General features: G+C 60.0%; 34 protein-coding genes. 2 read left to right on the top strand and 32 right to left on the bottom strand.

Annotation, left to right across the window (positions count from 1 at the left end):
- Nucleotides 1-41: 41 nt before the first annotated feature.
- The 5 genes from msrQ to P0D89_RS32610 form a co-directional block, all read right to left on the bottom strand.
- Nucleotides 42-758 carry a protein-methionine-sulfoxide reductase heme-binding subunit MsrQ gene (gene msrQ, locus P0D89_RS32630; protein ID WP_408357991.1) on the bottom strand — a complete coding sequence of 239 codons (717 nt, stop codon included), beginning with the start codon at nucleotides 756-758 and terminating at the stop codon, nucleotides 42-44.
- Between the two features lie 9 nt (nucleotides 759-767).
- Complete coding sequence (gene msrP, locus P0D89_RS32625; protein WP_408357990.1) at nucleotides 768-1763, bottom strand: protein-methionine-sulfoxide reductase catalytic subunit MsrP; 996 nt, start codon at nucleotides 1761-1763, stop codon at nucleotides 768-770.
- Nucleotides 1764-1960: 197 nt separating this feature from the next.
- Nucleotides 1961-3169 carry a c-type cytochrome biogenesis protein CcsB gene (ccsB, locus tag P0D89_RS32620; protein ID WP_408357989.1) on the bottom strand — a complete coding sequence of 403 codons (1209 nt, stop codon included), beginning with the start codon at nucleotides 3167-3169 and terminating at the stop codon, nucleotides 1961-1963.
- 4 nt (nucleotides 3170-3173) lie between these two features.
- Nucleotides 3174-5396, bottom strand: a complete 2223-nt coding sequence (locus P0D89_RS32615; RefSeq protein WP_408357988.1) for a cytochrome c biogenesis protein ResB — start codon at nucleotides 5394-5396, stop codon at nucleotides 3174-3176.
- A gap of 115 nt (nucleotides 5397-5511) precedes the next feature.
- Nucleotides 5512-6165: a c-type cytochrome gene (locus tag P0D89_RS32610; RefSeq protein ID WP_408357987.1), complete on the bottom strand. Its 654-nt coding sequence runs from the start codon at nucleotides 6163-6165 to the stop codon at nucleotides 5512-5514.
- A 216-nt stretch (nucleotides 6166-6381) separates the two neighbouring features.
- Here P0D89_RS32610 and yihA point away from each other — a divergent pair, with 216 nt between their 5' ends.
- Nucleotides 6382-7035 (top strand): ribosome biogenesis GTP-binding protein YihA/YsxC, encoded by a 654-nt coding sequence (gene yihA, locus P0D89_RS32605; protein WP_408357986.1) that lies wholly within the window; start codon nucleotides 6382-6384, stop codon nucleotides 7033-7035.
- A 249-nt stretch (nucleotides 7036-7284) separates the two neighbouring features.
- Entirely contained in the window at nucleotides 7285-8283 is a 999-nt protein-coding gene (gene hemB, locus P0D89_RS32600) for a porphobilinogen synthase (RefSeq protein ID WP_408357985.1), read from the top strand.
- A gap of 242 nt (nucleotides 8284-8525) precedes the next feature.
- Here the strand turns inward: hemB and dsbD are convergent, their stop codons facing one another.
- The 27 genes from dsbD to rplB form a co-directional block, all read right to left on the bottom strand.
- Complete coding sequence (gene dsbD, locus P0D89_RS32595; protein ID WP_408358080.1) at nucleotides 8526-10397, bottom strand: protein-disulfide reductase DsbD; 1872 nt, start codon at nucleotides 10395-10397, stop codon at nucleotides 8526-8528.
- Complete coding sequence (gene cutA, locus P0D89_RS32590; RefSeq protein WP_408357984.1) at nucleotides 10390-10722, bottom strand: divalent-cation tolerance protein CutA; 333 nt, start codon at nucleotides 10720-10722, stop codon at nucleotides 10390-10392. Before cutA ends, dsbD begins: the two co-directional genes overlap by 8 nt.
- A gap of 183 nt (nucleotides 10723-10905) precedes the next feature.
- The gene (gene rplQ / locus P0D89_RS32585; RefSeq protein WP_006052227.1) at nucleotides 10906-11298 is read right to left on the bottom strand and encodes a 50S ribosomal protein L17; all 393 of its coding nucleotides are present in this window, start codon (nucleotides 11296-11298) and stop codon (nucleotides 10906-10908) included.
- 170 nt (nucleotides 11299-11468) lie between these two features.
- On the bottom strand, nucleotides 11469-12446 hold the full coding sequence (locus P0D89_RS32580; protein ID WP_149672977.1) for a DNA-directed RNA polymerase subunit alpha: 978 nt from the start codon (nucleotides 12444-12446) through the stop codon (nucleotides 11469-11471).
- Nucleotides 12447-12570: 124 nt separating this feature from the next.
- Complete coding sequence (gene rpsD, locus P0D89_RS32575) at nucleotides 12571-13194, bottom strand: 30S ribosomal protein S4 (RefSeq protein ID WP_011490048.1); 624 nt, start codon at nucleotides 13192-13194, stop codon at nucleotides 12571-12573.
- A gap of 147 nt (nucleotides 13195-13341) precedes the next feature.
- Complete coding sequence (gene rpsK, locus P0D89_RS32570) at nucleotides 13342-13746, bottom strand: 30S ribosomal protein S11 (protein ID WP_006052224.1); 405 nt, start codon at nucleotides 13744-13746, stop codon at nucleotides 13342-13344.
- Between the two features lie 28 nt (nucleotides 13747-13774).
- A complete protein-coding gene (gene rpsM / locus P0D89_RS32565; protein WP_012434566.1) occupies nucleotides 13775-14140 on the bottom strand; it encodes a 30S ribosomal protein S13 in 366 nt (121 codons plus the stop codon).
- 41 nt (nucleotides 14141-14181) lie between these two features.
- Nucleotides 14182-14298 (bottom strand): 50S ribosomal protein L36, encoded by a 117-nt coding sequence (gene rpmJ, locus P0D89_RS32560; protein WP_004199844.1) that lies wholly within the window; start codon nucleotides 14296-14298, stop codon nucleotides 14182-14184.
- Nucleotides 14299-14318: 20 nt separating this feature from the next.
- Entirely contained in the window at nucleotides 14319-14537 is a 219-nt protein-coding gene (infA, locus tag P0D89_RS32555) for a translation initiation factor IF-1 (protein WP_004521905.1), read from the bottom strand.
- A gap of 8 nt (nucleotides 14538-14545) precedes the next feature.
- The gene (secY, locus tag P0D89_RS32550; protein ID WP_042329256.1) at nucleotides 14546-15892 is read right to left on the bottom strand and encodes a preprotein translocase subunit SecY; all 1347 of its coding nucleotides are present in this window, start codon (nucleotides 15890-15892) and stop codon (nucleotides 14546-14548) included.
- 46 nt (nucleotides 15893-15938) lie between these two features.
- Nucleotides 15939-16373: a 50S ribosomal protein L15 gene (gene rplO / locus P0D89_RS32545; protein ID WP_075303261.1), complete on the bottom strand. Its 435-nt coding sequence runs from the start codon at nucleotides 16371-16373 to the stop codon at nucleotides 15939-15941.
- Between the two features lie 29 nt (nucleotides 16374-16402).
- Nucleotides 16403-16585 (bottom strand): 50S ribosomal protein L30, encoded by a 183-nt coding sequence (gene rpmD, locus P0D89_RS32540; protein WP_149672975.1) that lies wholly within the window; start codon nucleotides 16583-16585, stop codon nucleotides 16403-16405.
- 10 nt (nucleotides 16586-16595) lie between these two features.
- Nucleotides 16596-17114, bottom strand: a complete 519-nt coding sequence (rpsE, locus tag P0D89_RS32535) for a 30S ribosomal protein S5 (protein WP_006052219.1) — start codon at nucleotides 17112-17114, stop codon at nucleotides 16596-16598.
- A 14-nt stretch (nucleotides 17115-17128) separates the two neighbouring features.
- Entirely contained in the window at nucleotides 17129-17494 is a 366-nt protein-coding gene (rplR, locus tag P0D89_RS32530; protein ID WP_006052218.1) for a 50S ribosomal protein L18, read from the bottom strand.
- Between the two features lie 12 nt (nucleotides 17495-17506).
- The gene (gene rplF / locus P0D89_RS32525; RefSeq protein ID WP_028199570.1) at nucleotides 17507-18037 is read right to left on the bottom strand and encodes a 50S ribosomal protein L6; all 531 of its coding nucleotides are present in this window, start codon (nucleotides 18035-18037) and stop codon (nucleotides 17507-17509) included.
- An 18-nt stretch (nucleotides 18038-18055) separates the two neighbouring features.
- Nucleotides 18056-18451, bottom strand: coding sequence for a 30S ribosomal protein S8 (rpsH, locus tag P0D89_RS32520; RefSeq protein WP_006052216.1), 396 nt, complete (start codon nucleotides 18449-18451; stop codon nucleotides 18056-18058).
- A gap of 14 nt (nucleotides 18452-18465) precedes the next feature.
- A complete protein-coding gene (gene rpsN / locus P0D89_RS32515) occupies nucleotides 18466-18771 on the bottom strand; it encodes a 30S ribosomal protein S14 (protein ID WP_006052215.1) in 306 nt (101 codons plus the stop codon).
- A gap of 7 nt (nucleotides 18772-18778) precedes the next feature.
- Nucleotides 18779-19318, bottom strand: coding sequence for a 50S ribosomal protein L5 (gene rplE / locus P0D89_RS32510; protein WP_149672974.1), 540 nt, complete (start codon nucleotides 19316-19318; stop codon nucleotides 18779-18781).
- Nucleotides 19319-19335: 17 nt separating this feature from the next.
- Nucleotides 19336-19644: a 50S ribosomal protein L24 gene (gene rplX, locus P0D89_RS32505; RefSeq protein ID WP_042329258.1), complete on the bottom strand. Its 309-nt coding sequence runs from the start codon at nucleotides 19642-19644 to the stop codon at nucleotides 19336-19338.
- A 9-nt stretch (nucleotides 19645-19653) separates the two neighbouring features.
- Nucleotides 19654-20022 (bottom strand): 50S ribosomal protein L14, encoded by a 369-nt coding sequence (gene rplN, locus P0D89_RS32500; protein ID WP_006052212.1) that lies wholly within the window; start codon nucleotides 20020-20022, stop codon nucleotides 19654-19656.
- 290 nt (nucleotides 20023-20312) lie between these two features.
- Entirely contained in the window at nucleotides 20313-20585 is a 273-nt protein-coding gene (rpsQ, locus tag P0D89_RS32495) for a 30S ribosomal protein S17 (RefSeq protein ID WP_007180129.1), read from the bottom strand.
- The gene (gene rpmC / locus P0D89_RS32490) at nucleotides 20582-20776 is read right to left on the bottom strand and encodes a 50S ribosomal protein L29 (protein WP_007180130.1); all 195 of its coding nucleotides are present in this window, start codon (nucleotides 20774-20776) and stop codon (nucleotides 20582-20584) included. The genes rpsQ and rpmC overlap by 4 nt, the downstream gene beginning before the upstream one ends.
- A 10-nt stretch (nucleotides 20777-20786) precedes the next feature.
- Entirely contained in the window at nucleotides 20787-21203 is a 417-nt protein-coding gene (gene rplP, locus P0D89_RS32485) for a 50S ribosomal protein L16 (RefSeq protein WP_042329259.1), read from the bottom strand.
- Between the two features lie 2 nt (nucleotides 21204-21205).
- On the bottom strand, nucleotides 21206-22012 hold the full coding sequence (gene rpsC / locus P0D89_RS32480) for a 30S ribosomal protein S3 (RefSeq protein ID WP_012434570.1): 807 nt from the start codon (nucleotides 22010-22012) through the stop codon (nucleotides 21206-21208).
- A gap of 11 nt (nucleotides 22013-22023) precedes the next feature.
- On the bottom strand, nucleotides 22024-22356 hold the full coding sequence (gene rplV, locus P0D89_RS32475) for a 50S ribosomal protein L22 (protein WP_007180133.1): 333 nt from the start codon (nucleotides 22354-22356) through the stop codon (nucleotides 22024-22026).
- 7 nt (nucleotides 22357-22363) lie between these two features.
- Nucleotides 22364-22639 (bottom strand): 30S ribosomal protein S19, encoded by a 276-nt coding sequence (gene rpsS, locus P0D89_RS32470; RefSeq protein ID WP_004199273.1) that lies wholly within the window; start codon nucleotides 22637-22639, stop codon nucleotides 22364-22366.
- A gap of 10 nt (nucleotides 22640-22649) precedes the next feature.
- Nucleotides 22650-23477: a 50S ribosomal protein L2 gene (gene rplB / locus P0D89_RS32465; protein ID WP_408357983.1), complete on the bottom strand. Its 828-nt coding sequence runs from the start codon at nucleotides 23475-23477 to the stop codon at nucleotides 22650-22652.
- Nucleotide 23478 lies beyond the last annotated feature (1 nt).

The raw sequence follows: 23478 nt of genomic DNA, 5'->3' as shown, positions 1-23478 counted from the left end.
CCATTTGCGCGCTTCGCTATAGCCGGCACACGTGGCAAACGTCAACGCGCCTTCAACCTTCGCTCACGCAGCCATACGATCAATCGCCACCCTAGCAACGCCACCATGATCGCGCCGTAGATCTTCGGCAACAGCAGATCGTGCTTGCCCGCCTTCATCCACCAGAAGTGCAGGATCGCCAGCGCACCGATCGCATAGATCGCGCGATGCAACGTCTGCCAGCGGCGGCCGAGTCTGCGCACCATCGCGCGCGGCGACGTCACGGCCAACGCGATCAGCAACACGAACGCCGCGAAGCCCACGGTGATGAACGGCCGCTTGCCGATGTCCTTCAGAATGGCCGCAACGTCGAACCACTTGTCGAACCAGAGGTAAGTGGTGAAATGCAGCGTCGCGTAGAAGAACGTGTAGAGCCCGAGCATGCGCCGGAAACGCACGAACGCGGCGACGCCGGTGAGTCGACGCAGCGGCGTGACCGCCAGCGTGATGCACAGAAACACGAGCGTCCATAGGCCGGTCGAGCGTGTGATGAACTCGATCGGATTCGCGCCGAGCCGCTCGGTCACGCCGAATAGTATGATGCGCGCGAGCGGATACCATGCCGCGATAAACACTGCGATTTTGGCGGGCGCAATCCAGAGCGCGCCGCCCGCGGCACGTTTGTTCACCGTTGCCGTCGCCGGCGCTGAGGGCGCAAACTCCTGCCCGCGCGGTGTCGTGCGCTTGGGCTGGACAATGGGTTGCGTATCGGAAGCCATTAACGTGCCTCAGAAATTCTTCTTCAGATCCATGCCCTGATAAAGCGACGCGACCTGATCGCCGTAGCCGTTGAACATCAGCGTCTTGCGCTTGGGCGTGAAGAAGCCGTCTTCGCCGATGCGCCGTTCGGTTGCCTGGCTCCAGCGCGGATGATCGACGTTAGGATTCACGTTCGAGTAGAAGCCGTATTCATTCGACGCATATGTGTTCCAACTGGTCGGCGGCTGCTTGTCGAGGAAGCGGATCTTCACCAGCGACTTCGCGCTCTTGAAACCATATTTCCACGGCACCACCACCCGCACCGGCGCGCCGTTCTGATTCGGCAGCACCTGGCCGTAAAGCCCCATCGTCAATAGCGTCAGCGGGTTCATCGCTTCATCCATGCGCAGCCCTTCGGAATACGGCCAGTCGAGCACGGGCGTCGAAAGGCCCGGCATTTGCGACGGATCGGCCAACGTGATGAACTGCACGTATCTGGCATTGCCGGTCGGCTGCACGCGCTTGATCAACTCCGACAGCGGCACGCCGATCCACGGAATCACCATCGACCATCCTTCGACACAGCGCAGCCGGTACACACGCTCTTCGAGCGGCGCGAGCTTCAGCAGTTCGTCGATGTCGTACACCTTCGGATTCTTGATTTCGCCCTCGACGCTCACCTTCCACGGCTGCGGCCGCAACGTCCCCGCGTTATGCGCGGGATCGCTCTTGTCGGTGCCGAACTCGTAGAAGTTGTTGTATGTGGTGATGTCCTTGTACGGTGTGATCCTGTCGAGCGCGACGAATCTGGTGTTCGTCTTGGCCGCCAGTTTCTGCGCCTTCGGGTCCGGCGACGTGTAGGCCGCCCGCGCCTCACCGCTCCCGCCGATCAAACCGCCGAGCGCCGCCGCGCCGGCCGCTTGCAACACGCGCCGCCGGTTCTCGAAAACGCACTGCGGCGTGATTTCGCTGCGCGCGATGTCGTCGCCGACGAGTCGCATTCTGTCACTTCGCTTGATCCACATCGTGCTGCTCCTTGCCGGCGCGTCGGCTTGTGTATCCGACGCGGCCATATTGATGTTCGCCCGTACTGGCGTTCGTCCAGTCATCCATAGGTACTTGCGTAACGAACACATTGGATGCCGTCAATATTCCGCCAGTTATAAAAAAACCGCCGGTGCAAAGCACGCGGCGGTTCTTGGTCGGTCCAGAGCGGCGGATATTACAGCTTGCCGTAGCTATGCAGGCCCGACAGGAACATGTTGACGCCGAGGAACGCGAAGGTCGTCACGAGCAGGCCGGTCAGCGCCCACCATGCCGCGACCGCACCGCGCAGCCCCTTCATCAGACGCATGTGCAGCCAGGCCGCGTAGTTCAGCCAGACGATCAGCGCCCACGTTTCCTTCGGGTCCCAGCTCCAGTAGCCGCCCCACGCTTCCGCAGCCCACAGCGCGCCGAGAATCGTGGCGATCGTGAAGAACGCAAAGCCGACGGCGATCGACTTGTACATCAGGTCGTCGAGCACGTCGAGCGCCGGCAGGCGGTCCGCCAGCATACCGCGATCTTTCGCCAGATACGCGACGCCGACCATCGCCGACAGCGCAAAGCTGCCATAGCCGATGAAGTTCGCCGGCACGTGAATCTTCATCCACCAGCTTTGCAGCGCCGGAACCAGCGGCTGGATCTGCTGCGCGTCGCGCGCGACCGAGTACCACATCAGGAAGCCGACGGCCGCGCTGATCACCAGCAGCACGAACGCGCCGAGCGCGCGGGTGTTGTAGTGCTGCTCGTAGTACAGATAGAACAGCGCGGTGATCAGGCTGAACAGCACGAACACTTCGTAGAGGTTCGAGATTGGAATATGGCCGACATCCGCGCCGATCAGGTACGACTCGTACCAGCGCACCATCATGCCGACGAAGCCCATCACGACCGCGGCCCACGTCATCTTCGAGCCGATCGCCGCGCCGGTCGGCGAGCGCGATATGAGACCGATCCAGTAGAACACGGTGGCGAACACGAAGAGCGCGCTCATCCACAGAATCGCGGATTGGCTCGACAGGAAATACTTGAGGAAGAACGCGTTATCCGCGCGGCTGAGATCCCCCTGATAGATCTGGATCGCCAGCAACGACAGCGCGGCGATTCCCACCATCAAAGGACGCACCGGTTTCCAGCGCCACCCGAGCACGACGAACACCGGCACCGCGCACACCAGCACCAGCTTGTCGTAGTAGTTCATGAACGGGTAGTAGCGCGACAGCGCAAACCCGGCGCCCGCGACCATCGCCACGGCGAACAGCCAGTCGACGATGCCGAGCCGCTTCAGAAACGGCCGCTCGTCGTACTGCGCGACGTTGAGCGTCTCGCTCGCGAACGATCTGTCGGGCCGCGAGGGGGAAGAGGATGAGGAAACCTGAGTCAAGTCCATGATCTTACCGGGTCGAATCTTGTGAGCTTGCGGACGGCGCGCCAGCATTGCCGGGGTTGCTGGAGGCGCCGGCGGCGTCGGCTGCTTCGATGAGCTTAGCGCCCAGCGCGGCGCCTACGGCATCGCGCGTCTGGACGAACTCTTTTTCGAAATCGAGCGTTTTGCGCGCGCTCGACATCGCCATGACGACCTGCGTGCCGTGATCGGTATCTTTGAGCCAGAACCAGAGGCGCCGTTCGCGCACGTAGAACATCGAAAAGATGCCCAACACGAGGAGCAGGCTGCCAAGATACACGACTTTTTTGCCCGGCGCGCGCGTCAACTGAAATACCGAAGCTTGCACCTGCTTGAAAGAGTCAAGCTGCAAGTAAACCGGCGATCCATACAAAAAGCTGTCGGATATCGCGTTGATCGAGCTTTGGACGAAACGGCTCGCGTCCGCATTCGCCTGCGCGTCGGCCTCGCCGAGCCGCCCGCGGGACAGTTGCCACAGATCCCACGTCGCGCCTTCGAGCATGCGCAGCAGCAGGCCCGCAGCCTTCTCCTGCTCGCCTTTCGGCACCGAATGGTCGATGAAGCCGGCAATCGCCTGGAAGCCGCCGGCCGCCTGGCCGTTCGGCAGTTTGGTGCTGCTGTCCGCGCCGGCAAAAAGGGTCAGCACACGCAGCGCGCTTTCATCGAGATGCTGTTGCAGTTCGGGATTCGAACCCGGCACCGAGCGCTGCGCGAAACGGTGCGCGGCCGCGGCGCGCATTGCCGGATCTTCGAGCGTGGCGCGCAGGTTCATCCATTCCTTGACGGTGCCGCCGCTGTCGGCGGGAATGCGCAGGTAGCGGAACGGGTCGTCCGGATTCAAGCGCATGCCGGCAAGGAACATCTTCTCGCCCGCGACGTCCACCGGCAGCATGTAGTTGTTGTACTCGCGCGCCTGGCCGTCCTTGTCGCGCACCTTGTACTGCACCGAGGGGCCGACGTTGTGCAGATCGAGCGGCTTCGAGCTCTTCGCGCCGGAGCCGAGGCGCTCGTCGAACGCTTCTTTCAGCGAGCGATGCGCGGCGACACCGCGGGCATCGGTCTGGCCGCTGCCGTTCGAGATATTTTCGACGTTGATCGCGCGGAAATCGGCGAATTCGACCGTCTGGCCGTCTGCGAGTGGCGTCGCCGAGCTAAGCGGCGCATTGCCGCCGATCGTGCCGCCGAACGGCGCGGCCTTTGCGCTTGCACCGGTCATCGGGTAGGCAGTCATCTGCATCTGCGAGCCGCCGTCCTGGAAGCTCGACTGATAAATCGACACGCCGTCGTATTCGAACGGCTTGTTCACTTCGACGCGCGCCGGCACGCGTGCGCCGGTCTTGTGATCCACCACCACGATGTCGCTCGCGAACAGCTTCGGCATGCCCGTCGAGTAGTAGTCGACGATGAACTTGTTCAGCTCGATCGAGAACGGCAGGTCCTGAATCAGAGAGCCGTCCGGCTGGTTCAGGATCGCCGTCGAGACGTGCTGGCCTTCCGGCACCCATGCATAACCACGAAAAGTCGGGTTCGACTGCGACAGACGATGCTCCGGCGGAATCTCGTTGATCACCGTGTTGGCGCGGATCGGCGACTTGTCGAACAGCCACATTTGCAGCTTGATCGGCAAGTTGCTGTCGAGCAGGCCGCCGACGCAGATCACAACGATCGCAAGGTGAGCGGAGATGTAGCCGAACTTGGTCAACGCGCCGCGCTTGGCGGCGATCAGCGTCGCCCCCTCCGACTCACGCGTGACGAACTTGTAGCCGAGCCTGGCCGAGAGTTTGGCGAGCACCGCCGAAGTGTGCGCGCGCGTGCCGTGCACCGCGAATTCGCCCTTGTGGTGGAACGCGCGCAAGCTGCCTTCGCGGACCTTGTCCTTCCAGCTCTTCGCGTCGGCGAGCATCTTCGGCGCATTGCGAATCACGCACAGCGATACCGACACCATCAGAAAGCCAAGAATCAGCATGAACCACCACGAGCTGTACACCGTGTACAGGCTCAGCGCGCGGAAGATGTCCGCCCAGAACGGGCCGAACTGATTGACGTAGTTGGGATACGGATCGTCCTGCGTGAGGACGGTGCCGATGATGCTGGCGATCGACAGAATCACGAGCAGCGCAATCGCGAAACGCATCGAACTCAAGACTTCGACGACGCTGCGAATGACGCGGTTGCCCGACTTCGACTGCAAACCCGACGTGGTGACGCTCATTCATACTCCGACTGAACAGCAAAAAAGGGTGAAGGGCTGTCGCACCCACGACGCCCTCACCCTTTTCTTGTTTTGTACCGGCCTTGAAGGGCCGGTTGCACTTGCGCGCGAACTCTTAACGCAAGCCCGCGATGTAATCGGCCACAGCCTTGATCTCGCTGTCCGACAGACGCGACGCAATGGTGTGCATCGCCTCGTTGTTGTTGCGCGCGCCAGGACCTTGCGTAAACGCGGCCAGCTGCGTCACCGAATACTCCGCCCACTGCCCCGACAGATGTGGGAATTGTGACGGAATCCCCTGACCAGTCGGCCCGTGGCACGCGGCGCACGCCGGCACGCCCTTGTCGGCGACCCCGCCTCGATAAATCTTCTGGCCGAGCGCGACGGTGTCCTTGTTGTGCGCATAGCCTGGTTTCGGGGTCTGCGCCGCGAAATAGGCAGCGACGTTGACCATGTCCTGTTCGGAGAGCGCCGCAGCCATGCCCGCCATGATCGCATTGTTGCGCGCGGGCTGCTTTGCGCCCGGCTGAATCTTGAAGTCCTTGAGCTGCTTGACGAGATACTCGGGATGCTGGCCCGCCAGCTTCGGATACGCGCCGCCGGCACTGTTGCCGTCTGCACCGTGACATGACGCGCACACCTGCACCGCGATTGCCTGCCCCCGATTGACGTCCGGCTTCGCCGGTTCTGCTGCTCGTGCCTGAATTGCCAAACCTGAAAGACCTGCCGCTACATGAAGCACCATCAGAGTCTTGCTCAGTCGATTCATTCGCACACCCTGTCTCGTCTTGTGGGATTTTAGAGGTTTTGCAAAATACGACGGCGACCGAGTGACCGCCAGGAGCCGCCAAGGCACGCGGGCTGGCCCCCTCAGGTTTTCAGTAAACCATCGTATTGTACAATAACTCGCTAATCGCTAAGACGCCAGTCGGGCTTGACCCGTCCCCACTCCGGGTTCCCCGGCGTCTCGAATCCTGGCCTGATCATGTCCTTCCTGCTCCACCAATCCCATTTTTTCACGACCGTCAATCACCTGCGCGATCTGCCGGCAACCGCGCAACCCGAGATCGCCTTCGCGGGACGCTCGAACGCGGGCAAGTCTACGGCCATCAACATTCTGTGCAATCAGAAGCGGCTGGCTTTCGCCAGCAAGACGCCGGGACGCACGCAGCACATCAATTACTTTTCGGTGGGCAAGGCGGACGAGCCGACCGCGCATCTGGTCGACCTGCCGGGCTACGGTTACGCGGAAGTGCCGGGCGCGGCCAAGGCTCACTGGGAAGCGCTGCTGTCCACCTACCTGCAATCGCGCTCGCAACTGCGTGGCATGATTTTGATGATGGACTCGCGCCGCCCGTTGACCGATCTGGACCGGCGCATGATCGAGTGGTTCGCGCCGACCGGCAAGCCGATCCACGCGCTGCTGACCAAATGCGACAAATTGACGCGCCAGGAAAGCGTGAACGCGTTGCGCGCCACGCAGAAAGGTCTGGCTGAATATCGCGCCGCCGGCTACCAGGGCGAACTGACCGCACAACTGTTTTCGGCGCTCAAGCGCGTCGGGATCGACGAAGCACACGAACTGATCGAAAGCTGGCTGATCCCCAACGCGAAGGGCGAAACGGCCCCCGCGCAGTAAGCGCGGCTGCCCGGCCCCGACAGCCGATATCGCTATTTTCCGGCCCCCATAAAAAAACCCGCCGCTTGAACGGCGGGTCAAACAGCCTAATCGAAAAAACGACAGGCACCCGCTCAGGGAGGAGAAGCGGGGAGGTCAGCGCAAGGCGCCTTGCTCGATCGGTATGATATACCATTGTCTCGAAAAGTTTCCGGGAGCGGAGGCAGGCGTTACTTGTCCACTCCACACATCCACGAGCTTCGATCCGATATGAGCTTCTACCCGCACTACCGTCCGCGCCGCATGCGCCGTGACGACTTCTCGCGTCGCCTGATGCGCGAAAACATCCTCACCACCAACGATCTGATCTACCCCGTGTTCATCGTCGAAGGCACGAACGTGCGGCAAGCCGTGCCGTCGATGCCGAGCGTCGAACGCGTGTCGGTCGATCTGCTGATGGGCGTCGCCGAGCAATGCCTCGAACTGGGCGTGCCGGTGTTGTCGCTGTTCCCCGCGATCGAGCCCTCGCTGAAGACGCCCGATGGCCGCGAGGCGACCAATTCGGCCGGCCTGATCCCGCGCGCGGTTCGCGAGCTGAAGAAGAATTTCCCCGAGCTGGGCGTGCTCACCGATGTCGCGCTCGATCCGTACACGAGTCACGGCCAGGACGGTGTGCTCGACGAAGCTGGGTATGTGATCAACGACGAGACCGTTGAGATTCTCGTCGAACAGGCGTGTGCGCAGGCTGAGGCGGGCGTCGACATCGTCGCACCTTCGGACATGATGGACGGTCGCATCGGCGCGATCCGAGAGATGCTCGAAAGCGAGGGTCACATCCATACGCGGATCATGGCTTACGCGGCCAAGTTCGCGTCGGCGTTCTACGGCCCGTTCCGCGATGCTGTCGGTTCCGCGACGAACCTCGGCAAGAGCAACAAGATGACCTACCAGATGGACCCGGCCAATTCGAATGAAGCGCTGCGCGAAGTGCAAGCGGATATCAACGAAGGCGCGGACATGGTGATGGTCAAGCCGGGCATGCCGTATTTGGATATCGTGCGCCGCGTGAAGGACGAGTTTCAGTTCCCGACCTACGTGTACCAGGTCAGCGGCGAATACGCGATGCTGAAGGCGGCTGCGCAGAACGGATGGCTGGACCACGACAAGGTCATGATGGAATCGCTGCTGGCGTTCAAGCGGGCTGGCGCGGACGGGGTTCTGACGTATTTCGCGCTGGATGCCGCGCGGATGCTGCGCTCGCAGAAGTAAGCTGAAGCGCTGCCTGTTGACGGTGGGCTTGTTAACCGTTGAGAAAAACGGAGGCGGACCTTTGAGTCGCGCCTCCGTTTTTTATGGGCGTGATGTCAATTGCATCAGTTCGTCCTGGATAGAGCGATGCAAATGCTTTCGTGGTTCCGGTGCAGAAGTATGGCGTGTAATGCAGCGATGCTTGCGCGCACGCATAGGACATCGCCGCTTACGAATCGCGCGCGTCGCCGAGTTGCTAACCGTCAAGCCCCCGAAGCACCCGCCCGATCTAGCGTCCGCAAGAACTTATCCGCAGACTCGTAGCCCACCACTCGCAACACTTCCTTCCCTCCGTGATCGAAGAAAATGATGCCCGGCGGACCGAACAGGCTGAAGCGTTTGAGCAGCGTTTGATCGTCTGCATTGTTCGCGGTGACGTCGGCGCGTAGCAGGTTCATCTGCTTCAATTTCGCCTGAACGCGCGGGTCGTTGAAGGTGAATTTCTCCATCTCCTTGCAACTCACGCACCAGTCCGCGTAGAAATCGAGCATGGCGGGCTGCGCCGCTGTTTTGACGGCTTGATCGAGTTCATTCGACGAGCGGACTGGGGCAAACGTCAGCTCGCTCTGCGGCGCCGAAGCTGTTTGATTGGAGCCGTTGGTGACGCCAGACTCCCCGCCTCGCGCCGCGAATACGGCAAGCGGTCGAAGCGGATCGGTAGATCCCGCTGCCAGACCGACCAGCAACACCGCCGCCCAAACGGCCAATGCAGCGCCGATCCCACGGCCAAGCCCGCGCCAGACGGAGGCCCCGGCAGTCGGCGCCGCGAACAAGCCGAGCGAGGCTGCGGCGACCAGCAACCAGAGCGCGCTCAGCAACATCGTCGCCGACGCGCCGAGCACCGGCCAAACGATCCACAGCGCGGCCGCAAGCAGCACGACGCCGAAGAACACCTTGACGCCATCCATCCAGGCGCCCGCACGCGGAAGGAGCGTGCCAGCGCCAAGACCCACGATCAGCAGCGGCACACCGAGCCCGAGCCCCATCGAGAACAGCGCCGCACCGCCGAGCAAGGCGTCGCCGGCGTGCGCGATAAAGGCCAGCACGGCGAAAAGCGGGGCGGTCATGCAGGCGCCGACCACCAGCGCGGACAAGGCGCCCATCATTGCAACCGCGGCGAACTTGCCGCCCGAGCGGCCTGTCGACGCACCCGCCACGCCGTCCTGCCAACGTTGGGGCAGCGCGATGTCGAAACCCGCGATCAGCGTCAGCGCAAAAATGGTCAGCAGGACGCCGAACGCGCCGAGCACCCAAGGGTTTTGCAACCATGCGCCCAAGCTCTGCCCTACGAGCGCCGCCGCGACGCCGAGCGCCGTGTACACGAGCGCCATGCCGATCACGTACGCCAGCGACAACGCGAAACCGCGCGCGCGCGTCACCCGCGCGCCTTCGCCGATGATGATCGCTGACAGAATCGGAATCATCGGATACGAGCACGGCAGCAGACTGAGCACGGCGCCGGCGACAAAATAGAGTCCGATGATCGCAAAGAAGCCGCCGCGCTGGAGCAGCGATTGCGCGTAATCGGCGCTCGTGGCGCGCTCGTACCACGGCTCGTCGGCCGCCGCGGATTGCTGCGTGGCTGTGGGAGCCGCGGCCGCCCCGGAGGCCTGCAAGGCCGCGCCGCTCACGTGGTAGACGCGCTCCATCGGCGGATAGCAAATGCCGGCATCGGCGCAGCCCTGCGACGTCACAGCCAGATCGAACGGCCCCGCCGCCTGCTTGACCGGAATCCGGATCACCACCTCATTACGGTAGGTCTCGACGTTCTTATTGAAAGTCTGATCGAACTTGACATGGCCGGCCGGCAATTGCGGCTCGCCGATCGTGGTCATGCCGTTGCGCGTCGTAAAAGCGAAGCGTTCGCGGTACATGTAGTAGCCGTCGGCGATCCTGTACGTCACGACAACTTCACCGGGCTTCTCGGCCGCGCTGAATTTGAAAGCAACGGCTGGGTCGAGGAAGTCGTCCGCGGCACGGGCAAGCGTGCCGAACTGCACCAGGGCCACACAGCCAAGCAGGAAAAATACGACGCGCAGCGCATGGCGCGCGCGTCGGTCGAGACCGTTAAACATGGAGAGGACGTTGGGTTTCAACCGTGATCCATTGGCCGTACGCGGCTGACGTCGTCGCTCGCCATGAGAGGATTTCCGGCGTGTCGTAGGGATGGTGAGCCAGAATGAACTGCTCGAGCTCTAGCGCGCGAGCGGCACTCGTCTTGAACAGCAACTGCAGTTCCTGCGCGGTTTCGATCGCCCCCTGCCAGTGATAGCTCGACTGCACGCTACCCAGCTGGGTGACACAAGCGCACAACCGCGCGGCCAGCGCATCTGCGGTGAGCTTCTGCGCCACGGCCGCATCCGGCACCGTAGTCAGAATCAAGGTCACATTCACACTCACAAAAAACTCCCGCGACGCACGATTCAGGTGCCGATATCGTATCACCTGACCCTAGGTCGACGCAGTCGGCAGCCGAAGCGCGGATGCGGCGTTTGGCTACAGCGAACAGCTGTCGCAGCGACTGGCTCGCCATAAACAAAAAAGCCAGGCAGTGCGCCTGGCTTTTTCCCGATGCTAAGAAGCTTACTCAGCTTCTTGCACTTCAACTTCTTCAACTTCCGGACGGTCGAGCAGTTCGACCAGTGCCATCGGTGCGTTGTCGCCGACGCGGAAGCCGAACTTCAGGACGCGCAGGTAGCCGCCCGGACGGGTAGCGTAACGCGGGCCGAGAACTTCGAACAGCTTCGTGACCGAGTCACGATCGCGCAGGCGGTTGAACGCCAGACGACGATTTGCCAGCGACGGCTTCTTGCCGAGCGTGATCAGCGGCTCGACAACTTTACGGAGTTCCTTCGCCTTCGGCAGCGTGGTCTTGATGACTTCGTGCTCGATCAGCGAATTCGACATATTACGGAGCATTGCCAAACGGTGGCTGCTCGTGCGGTTCAGTTTCCGCAAACCATGACGGTGACGCATGTTAATTCCTTCGATTCAAAGTTTTGGTCCAGCTCTTCTATCGCTCTCGATCTACCCGAAAGTAGTCAGTGCACGGGCCGGTATTGAAAAAAGACAAGACGCGGATTTTAAAGGAAAATCCGCGTCTTTGCCAGTTCAGCGGCGGGCTCTGTCCCGGATTAGCGCTCGACTTACTTGTCGAGACCTGCCGGCGGCCAGTTTTCGAGCTTCATGCCGAGCGTCAAACCACGCGACGCCAAGACTTCCTTGATTTCGTTCAGCGACTTGCGGCCCAGATTCGGCGTCTTGAGCAACTCGTTTTCCGTGCGCTGGATCAGGTCGCCGATGTAGTAAATGTTCTCGGCCTTCAGGCAGTTCGCGGAACGAACCGTCAACTCGAGATCATCGACCGGACGCAGCAGGATCGGATCAATCTGCGGCGCGCGCGACGGCGCTTCAGCCGTTGCTTCGGTGCCTTCCAGTGCAGCGAACACCGACAGCTGATCGACCAGAATGCGAGCCGATTGACGGATCGCTTCTTCCGGCGAGATCACACCGTTAGTTTCGATGTTCATCACGAGCTTGTCGAGGTCGGTGCGCTGTTCGACGCGAGCGCTTTCAACTGCGTAGCTCACGCGGCGCACCGGCGAGAACGACGCGTCCAGCACGATGCGGCCGATGATTTTGGCCGAGTCTTCGCCATAACGACGCACGTTGCCCGGCACATAGCCGCGGCCCTTTTCCACCTTGATCTGCACGTCGAGCTTACCGCCCTTCGACAGATGCGCGATCACATGATCCGGGTTGATCACTTCGCAATCGTGCGCGAGTTCGATGTCGCCTGCGGTGACAACGCCTTCGCCGTCCTTGCGCAGCGTAACCGTCACTTCATCACGGTTATGCAGCTTGAACACGACGCCTTTCAGGTTCAACAACAGGTTGACCACATCCTCTTGCACACCGTCGAGCGTCGAATACTCATGTACGACGCCTGCGATCGTCACTTCGGTCGGCGCGTAGCCCACCATCGACGACAGCAGCACGCGCCGGAGCGCGTTACCCAAGGTGTGGCCGTAACCGCGTTCAAACGGTTCCATGACCACTTTCGCATGGCTCTCGCCAAGCGACTCAACTGCGATGATCTTGGGCTTCAACAAACTGGTTTGCATAGGTTTTCCTTTTCAATACCCTCGGCTCGTTACACCGATAAGGCTGACCGGTAACAACCTGAAAATAAACAGCCGAGACGCTCCCTTGCGCAACGCAATCAGGGTGCCCCGGCCGTTAATCCGATTACCGCGAATACAATTCGACGATCAGGCTTTCGTTGATATCGCCAGCGATGTCGCTACGTTCCGGCTTCTGCTTGAACGTACCTTCGAATTTCTTCGAGTCGACAGCGACCCAGCTCGGCAGGCCGCCTTGCTCAGCCAACGACAGCGCTTCGAGAATACGAGCCTGCTTCTTCTTCTGTTCGCGCACGGCGACGACATCACCTGCCTTCACTTGCATCGACGGGATGTTCGACACAACGCCGTTCACCATGATCGCCTTGTGGCTCACGAGCTGACGTGCTTCAGCGCGCGTCGAGCCGAAGCCCATGCGGTACACGACGTTGTCCAGACGCGATTCGAGCAACTGCAGCAGGTTTTCACCCGTGTTGCCCTTCAGGCGGTCGGCTTCAGCGAAGTAACGGCGAAATTGACGCTCGAGCACACCATAGATGCGCTTCACTTTTTGCTTTTCGCGCAGCTGCGTGCCGTAGTCGGACGTACGCGCGCCCGAGGTGCGGCCATGTTGGCCGGGCTTGCTGTCGAGCTTGCACTTGTCAGCGAGCGAACGACGGGCGCTCTTCAGGAAGAGGTCAGTGCCTTCACGGCGGGACAGCTTGGCCTTAGGGCCGATATAACGTGCCACGTTGATTCCTTCTATGATTAGTCACGCGAATGTACCAATTCACGCTAGTCCGAACCCTTTGGGTCGAACGGTGGGCTTAGTCAATCCAATAGCACAAGCAGCCTGCCGCCGCGCAGGGCGGCAACAGGCGCTCGCAAAACTAGCGTCTTAGATACGACGACGCTTCGGCGGACGGCAGCCGTTGTGCGGGACCGGCGTCACGTCGGAGATCGCGGTGATCTTGATACCAAGACCATGCAACGCGCGCACCGCCGACTCACGGCCAGGACCGGGGCCCTTGATCCGCACTTCGAGGTTCTTCACGCCGTATTCCATCGCCACGCGGCCTGCCGATTCGGCTGCAACCTGAGCTGCAAACGGGGTCGATTTACGCGAGCCCTTGAAGCCCTGACCACCCGACGTTGCCCAGGCAAGTGCATTGCCTTGACGATCGGTGATCGTGATGATGGTGTTGTTGAACGACGCGTGAACGTGAACCACGCCCTCGGCGACGTTCTTCTTGACCTTCTTGCGAACGCGTTGCGCCGCGGAGTTGTTCGAAGCCTTAGCCATTACGTTTTCCTGTAACTGTCAGTTCCGCTTACTTCTTCAGCGATTGCGCTGCACGACGCGGACCCTTGCGCGTACGGGCATTCGTACGCGTACGTTGGCCGCGCAGGGGCAAGCCCTTACGATGCCGCACGCCACGATAGCAGCCGAGATCCATCAGGCGCTTGATGTTCATCGTCGTTTCACGGCGCAGATCGCCTTCAACGATGAACTTGCCGACTTCTTCACGCAGCTTTTCGAGGTCTGCGTCGTTCAGGTCTTTGACCTTCTTCGAAAATGCCACACCAGCAGCGACGCAAATGTCGCGCGAGCGCGTGCGGCCGACACCGTAAATAGCCGTGAGGCCGATTTCGGTGTGCTGGTGATTCGGGATGTTAACCCCTGCGATACGAGCCATTGTTTTTCCTCAAACAAAAAGCGCAGCAAAAAGCGCGGCGTTCAGCCTTGACGCTGTTTGTGGCGCGGATCAGAGCTGCAAATCACGCGCACAACGCCTTTGCGCTTGATGATCTTGCAATTGCGGCAAATGCGCTTAACCGATGCCATCACTTTCATGATATTACCCTTTTTTCAAATCACTTCGCCCGGAACACGATCCGCGCACGCGACAGATCGTAAGGCGTCAATTCAACCGTTACCTTGTCGCCCGGCAAGATTCGGATGTAGTGCATCCGCATCTTCCCGGATATGTGTCCCAATACGACATGGCCGTTTTCCAGCTTCACCCTGAAGGTAGCGTTAGGCAGGTTTTCGATGACTTCACCCTGCATCTGGATAACATCGTCTTTGGCCATAAGTCCTTTCAACGCATCGGGACGCCGCCGCCTTTGAAATTAGCTTTCTTCAGCAGCGATTCATACTGTTGCGACATAACGTACGACTGCACCTGCGCCATGAAATCCATTGTGACGACGACAATGATCAGCAGCGACGTTCCACCAAAATAAAACGGCACGTTCCAGCGCAGCACCAGAAACTCGGGCAGCAGACAAACAAACACGATGTAGATCGCACCGGCCAGCGTCAGACGCGTGAGGATGCGGTCGATATATCGCGCGGTTTGATCGCCCGGGCGGATGCCAGGGACGAAAGCGCCACTCTTTTTCAGGTTGTCGGCCGTTTCTCTGCTATTGAACACCAGTGCGGTGTAGAAGAAGCAGAAGAAAACGATCGCCAACGCGTACAGCAACACGTACACAGGTTGACCGGGCTTGAGGGCTTCGGCCACGTTGTGCAACGTGTCTGCGAACCAGCTGGTACGCGACCCCGAACTAAACCAGTTCAGGATAGTTGCCGGGAAGAGAATGATCGACGATGCGAAGATCGGCGGAATCACGCCCGACATGTTCAGCTTCAGCGGCAGATGCGACGACTGTCCGCCGTAAATCTTGTTACCGACTTGCCGCTTGGCGTAGTTCACAAGAATCTTGCGCTGGCCGCGTTCGATAAACACCACCAGATACGTCACGGCAGCAATCAGCGCGACCACGATAATCGCCGAGATGATGCTCATCGAGCCGGTTCGCACCAGTTCGAAAAGACCACCGATTGCGTTCGGGAAACCCGCCGCAATACCGCCGAAAATGATGATCGAGATACCGTTGCCGAGCCCACGTTCCGTGATCTGCTCACCCAGCCACATCAGGAACATCGTGCCGGTCACCAGCGTCACGACCGTCGTCAACCGAAACACCATCCCCGGATCGATTACCAGGCCCGGCTGATTTTCCAGCGCGACGGCGATGCCGAATGCCTGGAACGTCGCCAGCAGAACCGTGAAGATACGCGTGTACTGCGTAATCTTCCGTTGACCTGCCTGCCCTTCCTTTTTCAGCGCTTCCAGCTGCGGCGAGACAATCGCCAGCAACTGCATGATGATCGACGCCGAGATGTACGGCATGATCCCCAGCGCAAAAATCGTGAACCGCGAAAGTGCGCCACCCGAAAACATGTTGAACATGCCAAGGATGCCGCCCGACTGGCTTTGGAACAACTTCGCCAGCTGGTCCGGGTCAATACCCGGCACCGGAATGTGCGCGCCGATACGGTAAACGATCAGCGCCAGCAGCAGGAACACTGCCCGCCGACGCAGATCGCCGAACTTCGCCGCGCTGCGACCGGGTTTTGCGAGACTCGGGCTGTTAGCCAAGTACCTTCTCCGATGCAAATGCTAGTGACGGCAAATAAATTGCGCGTTACTCGGCAAAAGAGCCGCCGGCTGCTTCGATAGCAGCGCGCGCACCCTTCGTCGCACCCAGACCCTTCACAACGACCTTGCGCTTGAGCTCGCCCGTCGCGATGATCTTGGCGCTCCTGATCAGCTCGCCAACCAGGCCGGCCTGCTTAAGAGCCAGCAGATCGATTTCGTCCACCGGCAGCTTTTCCAGATCCGAGAGACGCACTTCACCGACAAATTCCTTCGTCAGCGAGGTGAAGCCGCGCTTCGGCAGGCGACGTTGCAGCGGCATTTGACCGCCTTCGAAGCCAACCTTGTGAAAGCCGCCCGAACGCGACTTCTGACCCTTGTGACCTCGGCCAGCGGTCTTGCCGAGGCCGGAGCCGATGCCGCGACCAACGCGACGCTTTGCGTGCTTCGCGCCTTCAGCCGGCTTCAGGTTATTCAATTCCATTATCAACTCCTTGAGTCCTGGTCAGCCGCTTAGCTGATGACCTTAACGAGGTACGAAACCTTGTTGATCATGCCGCGCACAGCCGGCGTGTCCTGCAACTCGCTAACCGAGTTGAGTCGGCGCAGGCCCAAGCCACGCACCGTTGCACGGTGCGTATCACGGGTGCCGATCAGGCTCTTGACGAGCTGGACCTTGACAGTTTTATCAGACATGGTGTCCACCTTAGCCCAGAATATCTTCGACGGACTTGCCGCGCTTCGCCGCAATGTCACCCGGCGTCGACTGCTTGCGCAGACCGTCAAGCGTTGCACGAACGAGGTTGTACGGGTTCGTCGAACCGTGGCTCTTGGCCACAACGTTCTGCACGCCCATCACGTCGAACACTGCGCGCATCGGGCCGCCAGCGATCACACCGGTACCGTCCTTCGCCGGAGCGAGGAGGACCATCGATGCGCCGTGCTTACCGTGCACTTCGTGTTGCAGGGTACCGTTCTTCAGCGGTACCTTGAACATGTTGCGGCGAGCCTGTTCCATCGCCTTCTGAACAGCGACCGGCACTTCCTTCGCCTTGCCCTTGCCCATACCGACGCGGCCATCACCGTCGCCAACCACGGTCAGTGCGGCGAAGCCGAGAATCCGACCACCCTTCACGACCTTGGTCACGCGGTTGACCGAAATCATTTTTTCACGAAGGCCGTCGTCGCGTTCGTCAGCCTGAACTTTCGCTTGCATCTTTGCCATGACGAATTCTTCCCTTAGAACTTGAGTCCGGCTTCGCGCGCCGCATCAGCCAGCGCTTTCACGCGGCCGTGGTAACGGAAACCCGAACGGTCGAAGGCGACGGATTCGATGCCGGCAGCCTTAGCCTTTTCTGCGATGCGCTTGCCGATCAGGGTCGCTGCAGCGACGTTGCCGCCCTTGCCCGTCTGATCAGCCAGTTGCGCACGCACTTCAGCTTCGAGCGTCGACGCGCTGGCGAGCACCTTGGTGCCGCACGGCGAGAACACTTGCGCATAGATGTGCGTGTTCGTGCGATGCACGGCGAGACGCGCGACCTGCAGCTCAGCGATCTTGATACGCGTCTGACGAGCGCGGCGCAGGCGAGATTGAGTCTTATCCATGATTGCGCACCCTTACTTCTTCTTCGTTTCTTTGAGGATCACAACCTCATTGGCGTAACGCACACCCTTGCCCTTGTAGGGCTCCGGCGGACGATAGCCGCGCACTTCTGCAGCGACCTGGCCAACTTGTTGCTTATTGATCCCCTTGATCACGATTTCGGTTTGCGTCGGGGTTTCAGCCTTGACGCCTTCCGGCATCTGGTGCACCACAGGGTGCGAGAAACCCAGCGACAGGTTCAACTTGTCGCCTTGCGCTTGTGCGCGGTAACCGACGCCAACCAGCGTCAGCTTGCGCTCGAAACCCTTCGTCACGCCGTTCACCATGTTCGCAACCAATGCGCGCATCGTGCCCGACATCGCATTTGCTTCGCGGCTTTCGTCAACCGGCTCAAACTTCAGCGTGCCGTTGTCGTTTACCACCTTCACCAGGCTGTTAGCAGCCTGCGAAATCGTACCCAGCGGGCCCTTGACGGTAATGCGTTCGTCGCTCAGGGCCACTTCTGCGCCTTGCAGCGCGATCGGGCTTTTACCTACTCGAGACATGTTTCTCTCCTTTCGGCCTTAAGCGACGTAGCAGATGACTTCGCCGCCAACGCCCGTTGCACGCGCCTTGCGGTCCGTCATCACGCCCTTCGGCGTCGACACGATTGCCACGCCGAGGCCATTCATGACCACGGGGATGTCGTTACGGCCGCGGTACACGCGCAGACCAGGCTTCGAAACGCGTTCAATGCGTTCGATGACCGGACGGCCAGCGTAGTACTTCAACACGATGTTCAATTCAGACTTCGCACCTTCGGACTTCACTGCGAAATCATCGATATAGCCTTCGTCCTTAAGGACCTGCGCAATCGCAACCTTGACTTTCGACGAGGGCATAGTCACCGAGACTTTCTCAACCATCTGCGCGTTGCGGATGCGAGTCAGCATATCGGCGATAGGATCACTCATGCTCATTTACGTTTCTCCTATTACCAGCTCGCCTTGGTCAGGCCAGGGATCTCGCCGCGGAACGCGATTTCGCGAATCTTGTTACGCGCCAGCCCGAATTTACGGAACGTACCGCGCGGACGACCGGTAATTGCGCAGCGATTGCGCTTACGGGTCGGGTTAGAGTTGCGCGGCAGTTGTTGCAGTTCCAGACGTGCTGCGTAATGCTCTTCGTCCGACTTGCTCATATCGCCAATGATCGCCTTCAACTCTGCACGCTTGGGAGCGTACTTAGCAGCGAGGCGAGCACGCTTCTTTTCACGTTCGATCAGTGCCAGTTTAGCCACGGTAACCTCAGTTTCTGAACGGGAACTTGAAGCTGGCGAGCAGAGCCTTTGCTTCGTCGTCGGTCTTCGCAGTCGTCGTGATGCTGATGTTCAGCCCACGCAGTGCGTCGATCTTGTCGTAGTCGATTTCGGGGAAAATGATCTGCTCTTTCACACCGATGTTGTAGTTGCCGCGACCGTCGAACGCACGACCCGACACGCCACGGAAGTCGCGCACACGGGGGAGCGCAACCGTCACGAAACGGTCCAGAAATTCGTACATTGCCTGACCACGCAACGTGACCATTGCACCGATCGGATATCCCTGACGGATCTTGAAGCCAGCGATTGCCTTGCGTGCCTTCGTGATCACCGGCTTCTGGCCTGCGATCTTCGTCAGGTCGCCAACGGCGTTCTCGATGATCTTCTTGTCAGCGATCGCTTCGCCAAGGCCCATGTTCAGGGTGATCTTGGTGATGCGCGGCACTTCCATCACGGACTTGTAACCGAACTTCTCGATGAGGCCGGGTACAACCTTTTCTTTGTAAAACTCTTGCAAACGAGCCATTTTTTTACTCCGCAGCGTCAGGCGCTCAGCTCGGCACCGGTCGTCTTAAGGAAACGGACCTTCTTGTCCCCCTCGACCTTGATGCCTACACGCGACGCCTTGCCATTCGCGTCGACCAATGCGACGTTCGAAATTTGCAGCGGCATCGTCTTGGCTTCCACACCGCCCGTCGTACCCTTCATCGGGTTCGGCTTGACATGCTTCTTGACGAGATTGATACCCTCGACAACAACCTTGCCTTCGCCAACGGACAGCACGACGCCGCGCTTGCCTTTATCTTTGCCGGTGATGACGATAACTTCGTCACCTTTGCGAATCTTGTTCATCGCGACTCCTTACAGCACTTCAGGTGCCAGCGAAACGATCTTCATGAATCGTTCGCTGCGCAACTCGCGCGTGACAGGCCCGAAAATACGGGTGCCAATAGGTTCGAGCTTGGCATTCAACAACACAGCGGCGTTGCCATCGAACTTGATCAGCGAGCCGTCCTGACGACGCACGCCCTTGGCGGTGCGAACCACCACGGCGTTATAAATTTCGCCTTTCTTCACGCGCCCGCGCGGCGTTGCTTCTTTGACGGTCACCTTAATGATGTCGCCAATGCTGGCATAACGACGCTTCGAGCCGCCGAGCACCTTGATGCACATGACTTCACGCGCACCCGTGTTGTCGGCCACTTCAAGCCGAGTTTCGGTCTGGATCATGGTTTATCTTTCCCAACTTAATCCGGTCGCACCACCATGGCGCACCCGGTCAGTCTTGGTCCCGTCAGCCAATCGGCTGCTTGGGTATGAACAGCAGCGACGGCAAACGAAACCCGCCATCGCAATCCGGTGAATCCTTCGGAACAGGCTGGCGCCCGAACCGCTTCCCCCACCAACTTCGCCCGCGACGGGGCTCCCATAAAAGAGGGAAGACCGAGATTATAACAAATAATCCCGGCCTTGCAAGCGAAACTTACTGCGATTTCAATTACTTCTACAACTTTGCGGCGTCAGATGACGCGAGCAGCCTCGACCAGGCGAGCCACAACCCAAGCTTTCGTCTTCGAAATCGGACGCGTTTCCTGGATTTCAACGAGGTCGCCCTCGTTGTACGTGTTCGCATCGTCGTGCGCGTGATACTTCTTCGAACGCACAACGTACTTGCCGTAGATCGGGTGCTTCACGCGGTGCTCGACCAGCACGGTGACCGTCTTGTCCATCTTGTTGCTGACGACCTTGCCGACCAGCGTCCGCTTGAGCGAGGTTTTTACGCTATCGTTCATTTCTGGTTCGCCTTCTCAGTCAGGACGGTCCGCACACGTGCGATGTCGCGACGGACCTTCTTCAGCTGGCTCGTGTTGGTGAGCTGCTGGGTCGCGAGTTGCATGCGCAGGCCGAATTGCGCCTTCAACAGGTCCGACAGCTCCTTGTTGAGCGCGGCCTGATCTTTCTGGTGAAGTTCGGAAGCCTTCATCATTTGCTCCTTAGGCGCCGAGCTGACGCACGATAAACGTCGTCTTCAGCGGCAGCTTAGCTGCGGCCAGACGGAACGCTTCGCGTGCCAGCTCTTCGGTTACGCCGTCCATTTCGTACAGCATCTTGCCCGGTTGAATCTCTGCGACGTAGTACTCAGGGTTACCTTTACCGTTACCCATACGTACTTCAGCCGGCTTGTGCGAGATCGGCTTATCCGGGAAGATGCGGATCCAGATGCGGCCGCCACGCTTGATGTGACGCGTCATTGCACGACGTGCCGCTTCAATCTGGCGCGCGGTCAAGCGACCACGACCGACAGCCTTCAGGCCGAACTCACCGAACGACACCGCGTTGCCGCGGGTTGCAATACCGGTGTTACGACCTTTCTGCTCTTTGCGATACTTTCTGCGTTTCGGTTGCAGCATCGTTATTCTCCAGTCTTCCCGTCGCCGCCGGCACCGCCAGCACGACGAGGAGCGCCACGGCGTGCACCTGCCGGGCCACCACCTTCACCATCGCGACGCGGACGGCGATCGCCACCCGGACGTGCGTTGCGGCGCGGACGCTTTTCTTCGGCGACTTCTTCGACCACCGGAGCGTCGTTACGGCCGAGCGTGTCGCCCTTGTAGACCCACACCTTCACGCCGATGATGCCGTACGTCGTCTTCGCTTCCGACGTCGCGTAGTCGATATCAGCACGCAGCGTATGAAGCGGCACGCGACCTTCGCGATACCATTCCGTACGAGCGATTTCGATACCGTTCAGACGGCCAGCGCTCATGATCTTGATGCCTTGAGCACCCAGACGCATTGCGTTTTGCATCGCACGCTTCATCGCGCGACGGAACATGATCCGGCGCTCGAGCTGTTGCGTGATCGAATCAGCGATCAGTTGCGCGTCGGTTTCCGGCTTGCGGATTTCTTCGATGTTGACGTGAACCGGAACGCCCATGCGCTTTTGCAGCTCGGACTTCAGCAGTTCAATGTCTTCACCCTTCTTACCGATCACGACACCCGGACGAGAGCTGAAAATCGTGATACGTGCGTTCTTTGCAGGACGCTCGATCACAACGCGGCCGACGGACGCGTTCTTCAGCTTCTTCTTCAGGTATTCACGAACACCGATGTCTTCCTGCAACATCGCCGCGAAATTGTTGTTGTTCGCGTACCAACGCGACGCCCAATTGCGGCTGACGGCCAAACGGAAGCCAGTCGGATGAATTTTCTGTCCCATCGTATGACCCCTTAATTCCCGACCGTCACAGTGATGTGACAGGATTGCTTCTCGATGCGGTTACCACGGCCTTTAGCGCGCGCGGTGAAACGCTTGAGCGATGCAGCCTTGTCGATGTAGATGCTCGTGATCTTGAGCTCATCGATATCGGCGCCTTCGTTATGCTCCGCATTCGCGATCGCCGACAGCACGACCTTTTTCACGATTCCCGCAGCCTTCTTCGGCGAGAACGTCAGAACGTTCAGTGCCTTGTCGACCGGCAAACCGCGGATCTGGTCAGCCACAAGGCGCGTTTTCTGCGCCGAGATGCGGGCACCGCGATGAATTGCTTTCACTTCCATCATGAGCCCCTTATTTCTTAGCCTTCTTGTCGGCTGCGTGACCCTTGAACGTACGGGTCAATGCAAACTCGCCAAGCTTGTGGCCGACCATGTTTTCCGAGATGTACACCGGAACGTGTTGACGGCCGTTGTGAACGGCGATCGTCAGACCGATGAAATCCGGGAGGATCGTCGAGCGACGCGACCAGGTTTTGATCGGCTTCTTATCCCGCGAAGCTGCTGCCGCCTCAACTTTCTTCAGCAAATGGGCGTCGCAGAACGGACCTTTTTTTACAGAACGTGCCATTGCCTACTCCTTAACGCTTGTGACGGCGCTGGACGATCATGCTCGTCGTGCGCTTGTTGCTGCGGGTGCGATAACCCTTAGCAGGCGTGCCCCACGGGCTCACCGGATCGCGACCTGCAGCCGTCTTGCCTTCACCACCACCGTGCGGGTGATCGACCGGGTTCATTGCAACGCCACGCACCGTCGGGCGGATACCGCGCCAGCGGTTCGCGCCAGCCTTACCGATTTGACGGAGGCTATGCTCTTCGTTGCCAACTTCACCAATCGTCGCGCGGCACTCAACGTGGACGCGGCGGATCTCACCCGAGCGCAGGCGGACCTGTGCGTAGATGCCTTCACGAGCCAGCAACATCGCCGACGTACCAGCCGAACGCGCCATTTGCGCGCCCTTGCCCGGCAGCATTTCGATGCAGTGGATCGTCGTACCGACCGGAATGTTGCGGATCGGCAGCGTGTTGCCTGCGCGGATCGGCGCCTCCGAACCCGACATCAGTTGCTGACCGACGGTGATACCCTTCGGAGCGATGATGTAACGGCGCTCGCCGTCTGCGTACAGAACCAGCGCGATGTTCGCGCTACGGTTCGGATCGTACTCAAGACGTTCGACCTTGGCCGGAATCCCATCCTTCGTGCGACGGAAATCGACGACACGATAGTGATGCTTGTGACCACCACCCTTGTGACGCGTGGTGATGTGACCGTTGTTGTTACGGCCAGCGGTCGAGGACTGCGAGTCGAGCAGCCCTGCGAACGGCTTGCCCTTATGCAGATCCTTGTTGACCACCTTGACCATCGCGCGGCGGCCCGGCGAAGTCGGCTTAACTTTAACGATTGCCATG

Source organism: Paraburkholderia sp. RL18-085-BIA-A, assembly GCF_046027075.1.
In the GTDB taxonomy this organism is placed as follows: Bacteria; Pseudomonadota; Gammaproteobacteria; order Burkholderiales; family Burkholderiaceae; genus Paraburkholderia.
This window is presented reverse-complemented; position numbering and strand designations above follow the sequence as displayed.

Coding starts and splice junctions, on each gene's coding strand:
- rplR (WP_006052218.1), bottom strand. CDS start 17,494: ATGGATAAGACTCAATCTCGCCTGCGCCGCGCTCGTCAGACGCGTATC.
- dsbD (WP_408358080.1), bottom strand. CDS start 10,397: ATGTTTAACGGTCTCGACCGACGCGCGCGCCATGCGCTGCGCGTCGTA.
- P0D89_RS32615 (WP_408357988.1), bottom strand. CDS start 5,396: ATGAGCGTCACCACGTCGGGTTTGCAGTCGAAGTCGGGCAACCGCGTC.
- rplE (WP_149672974.1), bottom strand. CDS start 19,318: ATGGCTCGTTTGCAAGAGTTTTACAAAGAAAAGGTTGTACCCGGCCTC.
- rplO (WP_075303261.1), bottom strand. CDS start 16,373: ATGGAATTGAATAACCTGAAGCCGGCTGAAGGCGCGAAGCACGCAAAG.
- rpsH (WP_006052216.1), bottom strand. CDS start 18,451: ATGAGCATGAGTGATCCTATCGCCGATATGCTGACTCGCATCCGCAAC.
- rplX (WP_042329258.1), bottom strand. CDS start 19,644: ATGAACAAGATTCGCAAAGGTGACGAAGTTATCGTCATCACCGGCAAA.
- yihA (WP_408357986.1), top strand. CDS start 6,382: ATGTCCTTCCTGCTCCACCAATCCCATTTTTTCACGACCGTCAATCAC.
- rplV (WP_007180133.1), bottom strand. CDS start 22,356: ATGATGGAAGTGAAAGCAATTCATCGCGGTGCCCGCATCTCGGCGCAG.
- rpsC (WP_012434570.1), bottom strand. CDS start 22,012: ATGGGACAGAAAATTCATCCGACTGGCTTCCGTTTGGCCGTCAGCCGC.
- rplN (WP_006052212.1), bottom strand. CDS start 20,022: ATGATCCAGACCGAAACTCGGCTTGAAGTGGCCGACAACACGGGTGCG.
- P0D89_RS32580 (WP_149672977.1), bottom strand. CDS start 12,446: ATGCAAACCAGTTTGTTGAAGCCCAAGATCATCGCAGTTGAGTCGCTT.
- msrP (WP_408357990.1), bottom strand. CDS start 1,763: ATGTGGATCAAGCGAAGTGACAGAATGCGACTCGTCGGCGACGACATC.
- rpsS (WP_004199273.1), bottom strand. CDS start 22,639: ATGGCACGTTCTGTAAAAAAAGGTCCGTTCTGCGACGCCCATTTGCTG.
- rplB (WP_408357983.1), bottom strand. CDS start 23,477: ATGGCAATCGTTAAAGTTAAGCCGACTTCGCCGGGCCGCCGCGCGATG.
- msrQ (WP_408357991.1), bottom strand. CDS start 758: ATGGCTTCCGATACGCAACCCATTGTCCAGCCCAAGCGCACGACACCG.
- ccsB (WP_408357989.1), bottom strand. CDS start 3,169: ATGGACTTGACTCAGGTTTCCTCATCCTCTTCCCCCTCGCGGCCCGAC.
- rpmJ (WP_004199844.1), bottom strand. CDS start 14,298: ATGAAAGTGATGGCATCGGTTAAGCGCATTTGCCGCAATTGCAAGATC.
- rpsQ (WP_007180129.1), bottom strand. CDS start 20,585: ATGAACGATAGCGTAAAAACCTCGCTCAAGCGGACGCTGGTCGGCAAG.
- infA (WP_004521905.1), bottom strand. CDS start 14,537: ATGGCCAAAGACGATGTTATCCAGATGCAGGGTGAAGTCATCGAAAAC.
- rpmD (WP_149672975.1), bottom strand. CDS start 16,585: ATGTCTGATAAAACTGTCAAGGTCCAGCTCGTCAAGAGCCTGATCGGC.
- rplF (WP_028199570.1), bottom strand. CDS start 18,037: ATGTCTCGAGTAGGTAAAAGCCCGATCGCGCTGCAAGGCGCAGAAGTG.
- rpsK (WP_006052224.1), bottom strand. CDS start 13,746: ATGGCTAAGGCTTCGAACAACTCCGCGGCGCAACGCGTTCGCAAGAAG.
- hemB (WP_408357985.1), top strand. CDS start 7,285: ATGAGCTTCTACCCGCACTACCGTCCGCGCCGCATGCGCCGTGACGAC.
- P0D89_RS32610 (WP_408357987.1), bottom strand. CDS start 6,165: ATGAATCGACTGAGCAAGACTCTGATGGTGCTTCATGTAGCGGCAGGT.
- rpsE (WP_006052219.1), bottom strand. CDS start 17,114: ATGGCAAAGATGCAAGCGAAAGTTCAGGCTGACGAACGCGACGACGGC.
- rplP (WP_042329259.1), bottom strand. CDS start 21,203: ATGCTGCAACCGAAACGCAGAAAGTATCGCAAAGAGCAGAAAGGTCGT.
- rpmC (WP_007180130.1), bottom strand. CDS start 20,776: ATGAAGGCTTCCGAACTTCACCAGAAAGATCAGGCCGCGCTCAACAAG.
- rpsM (WP_012434566.1), bottom strand. CDS start 14,140: ATGGCTCGTATCGCAGGGGTTAACATCCCGAATCACCAGCACACCGAA.
- rplQ (WP_006052227.1), bottom strand. CDS start 11,298: ATGCGTCACCGTCATGGTTTGCGGAAACTGAACCGCACGAGCAGCCAC.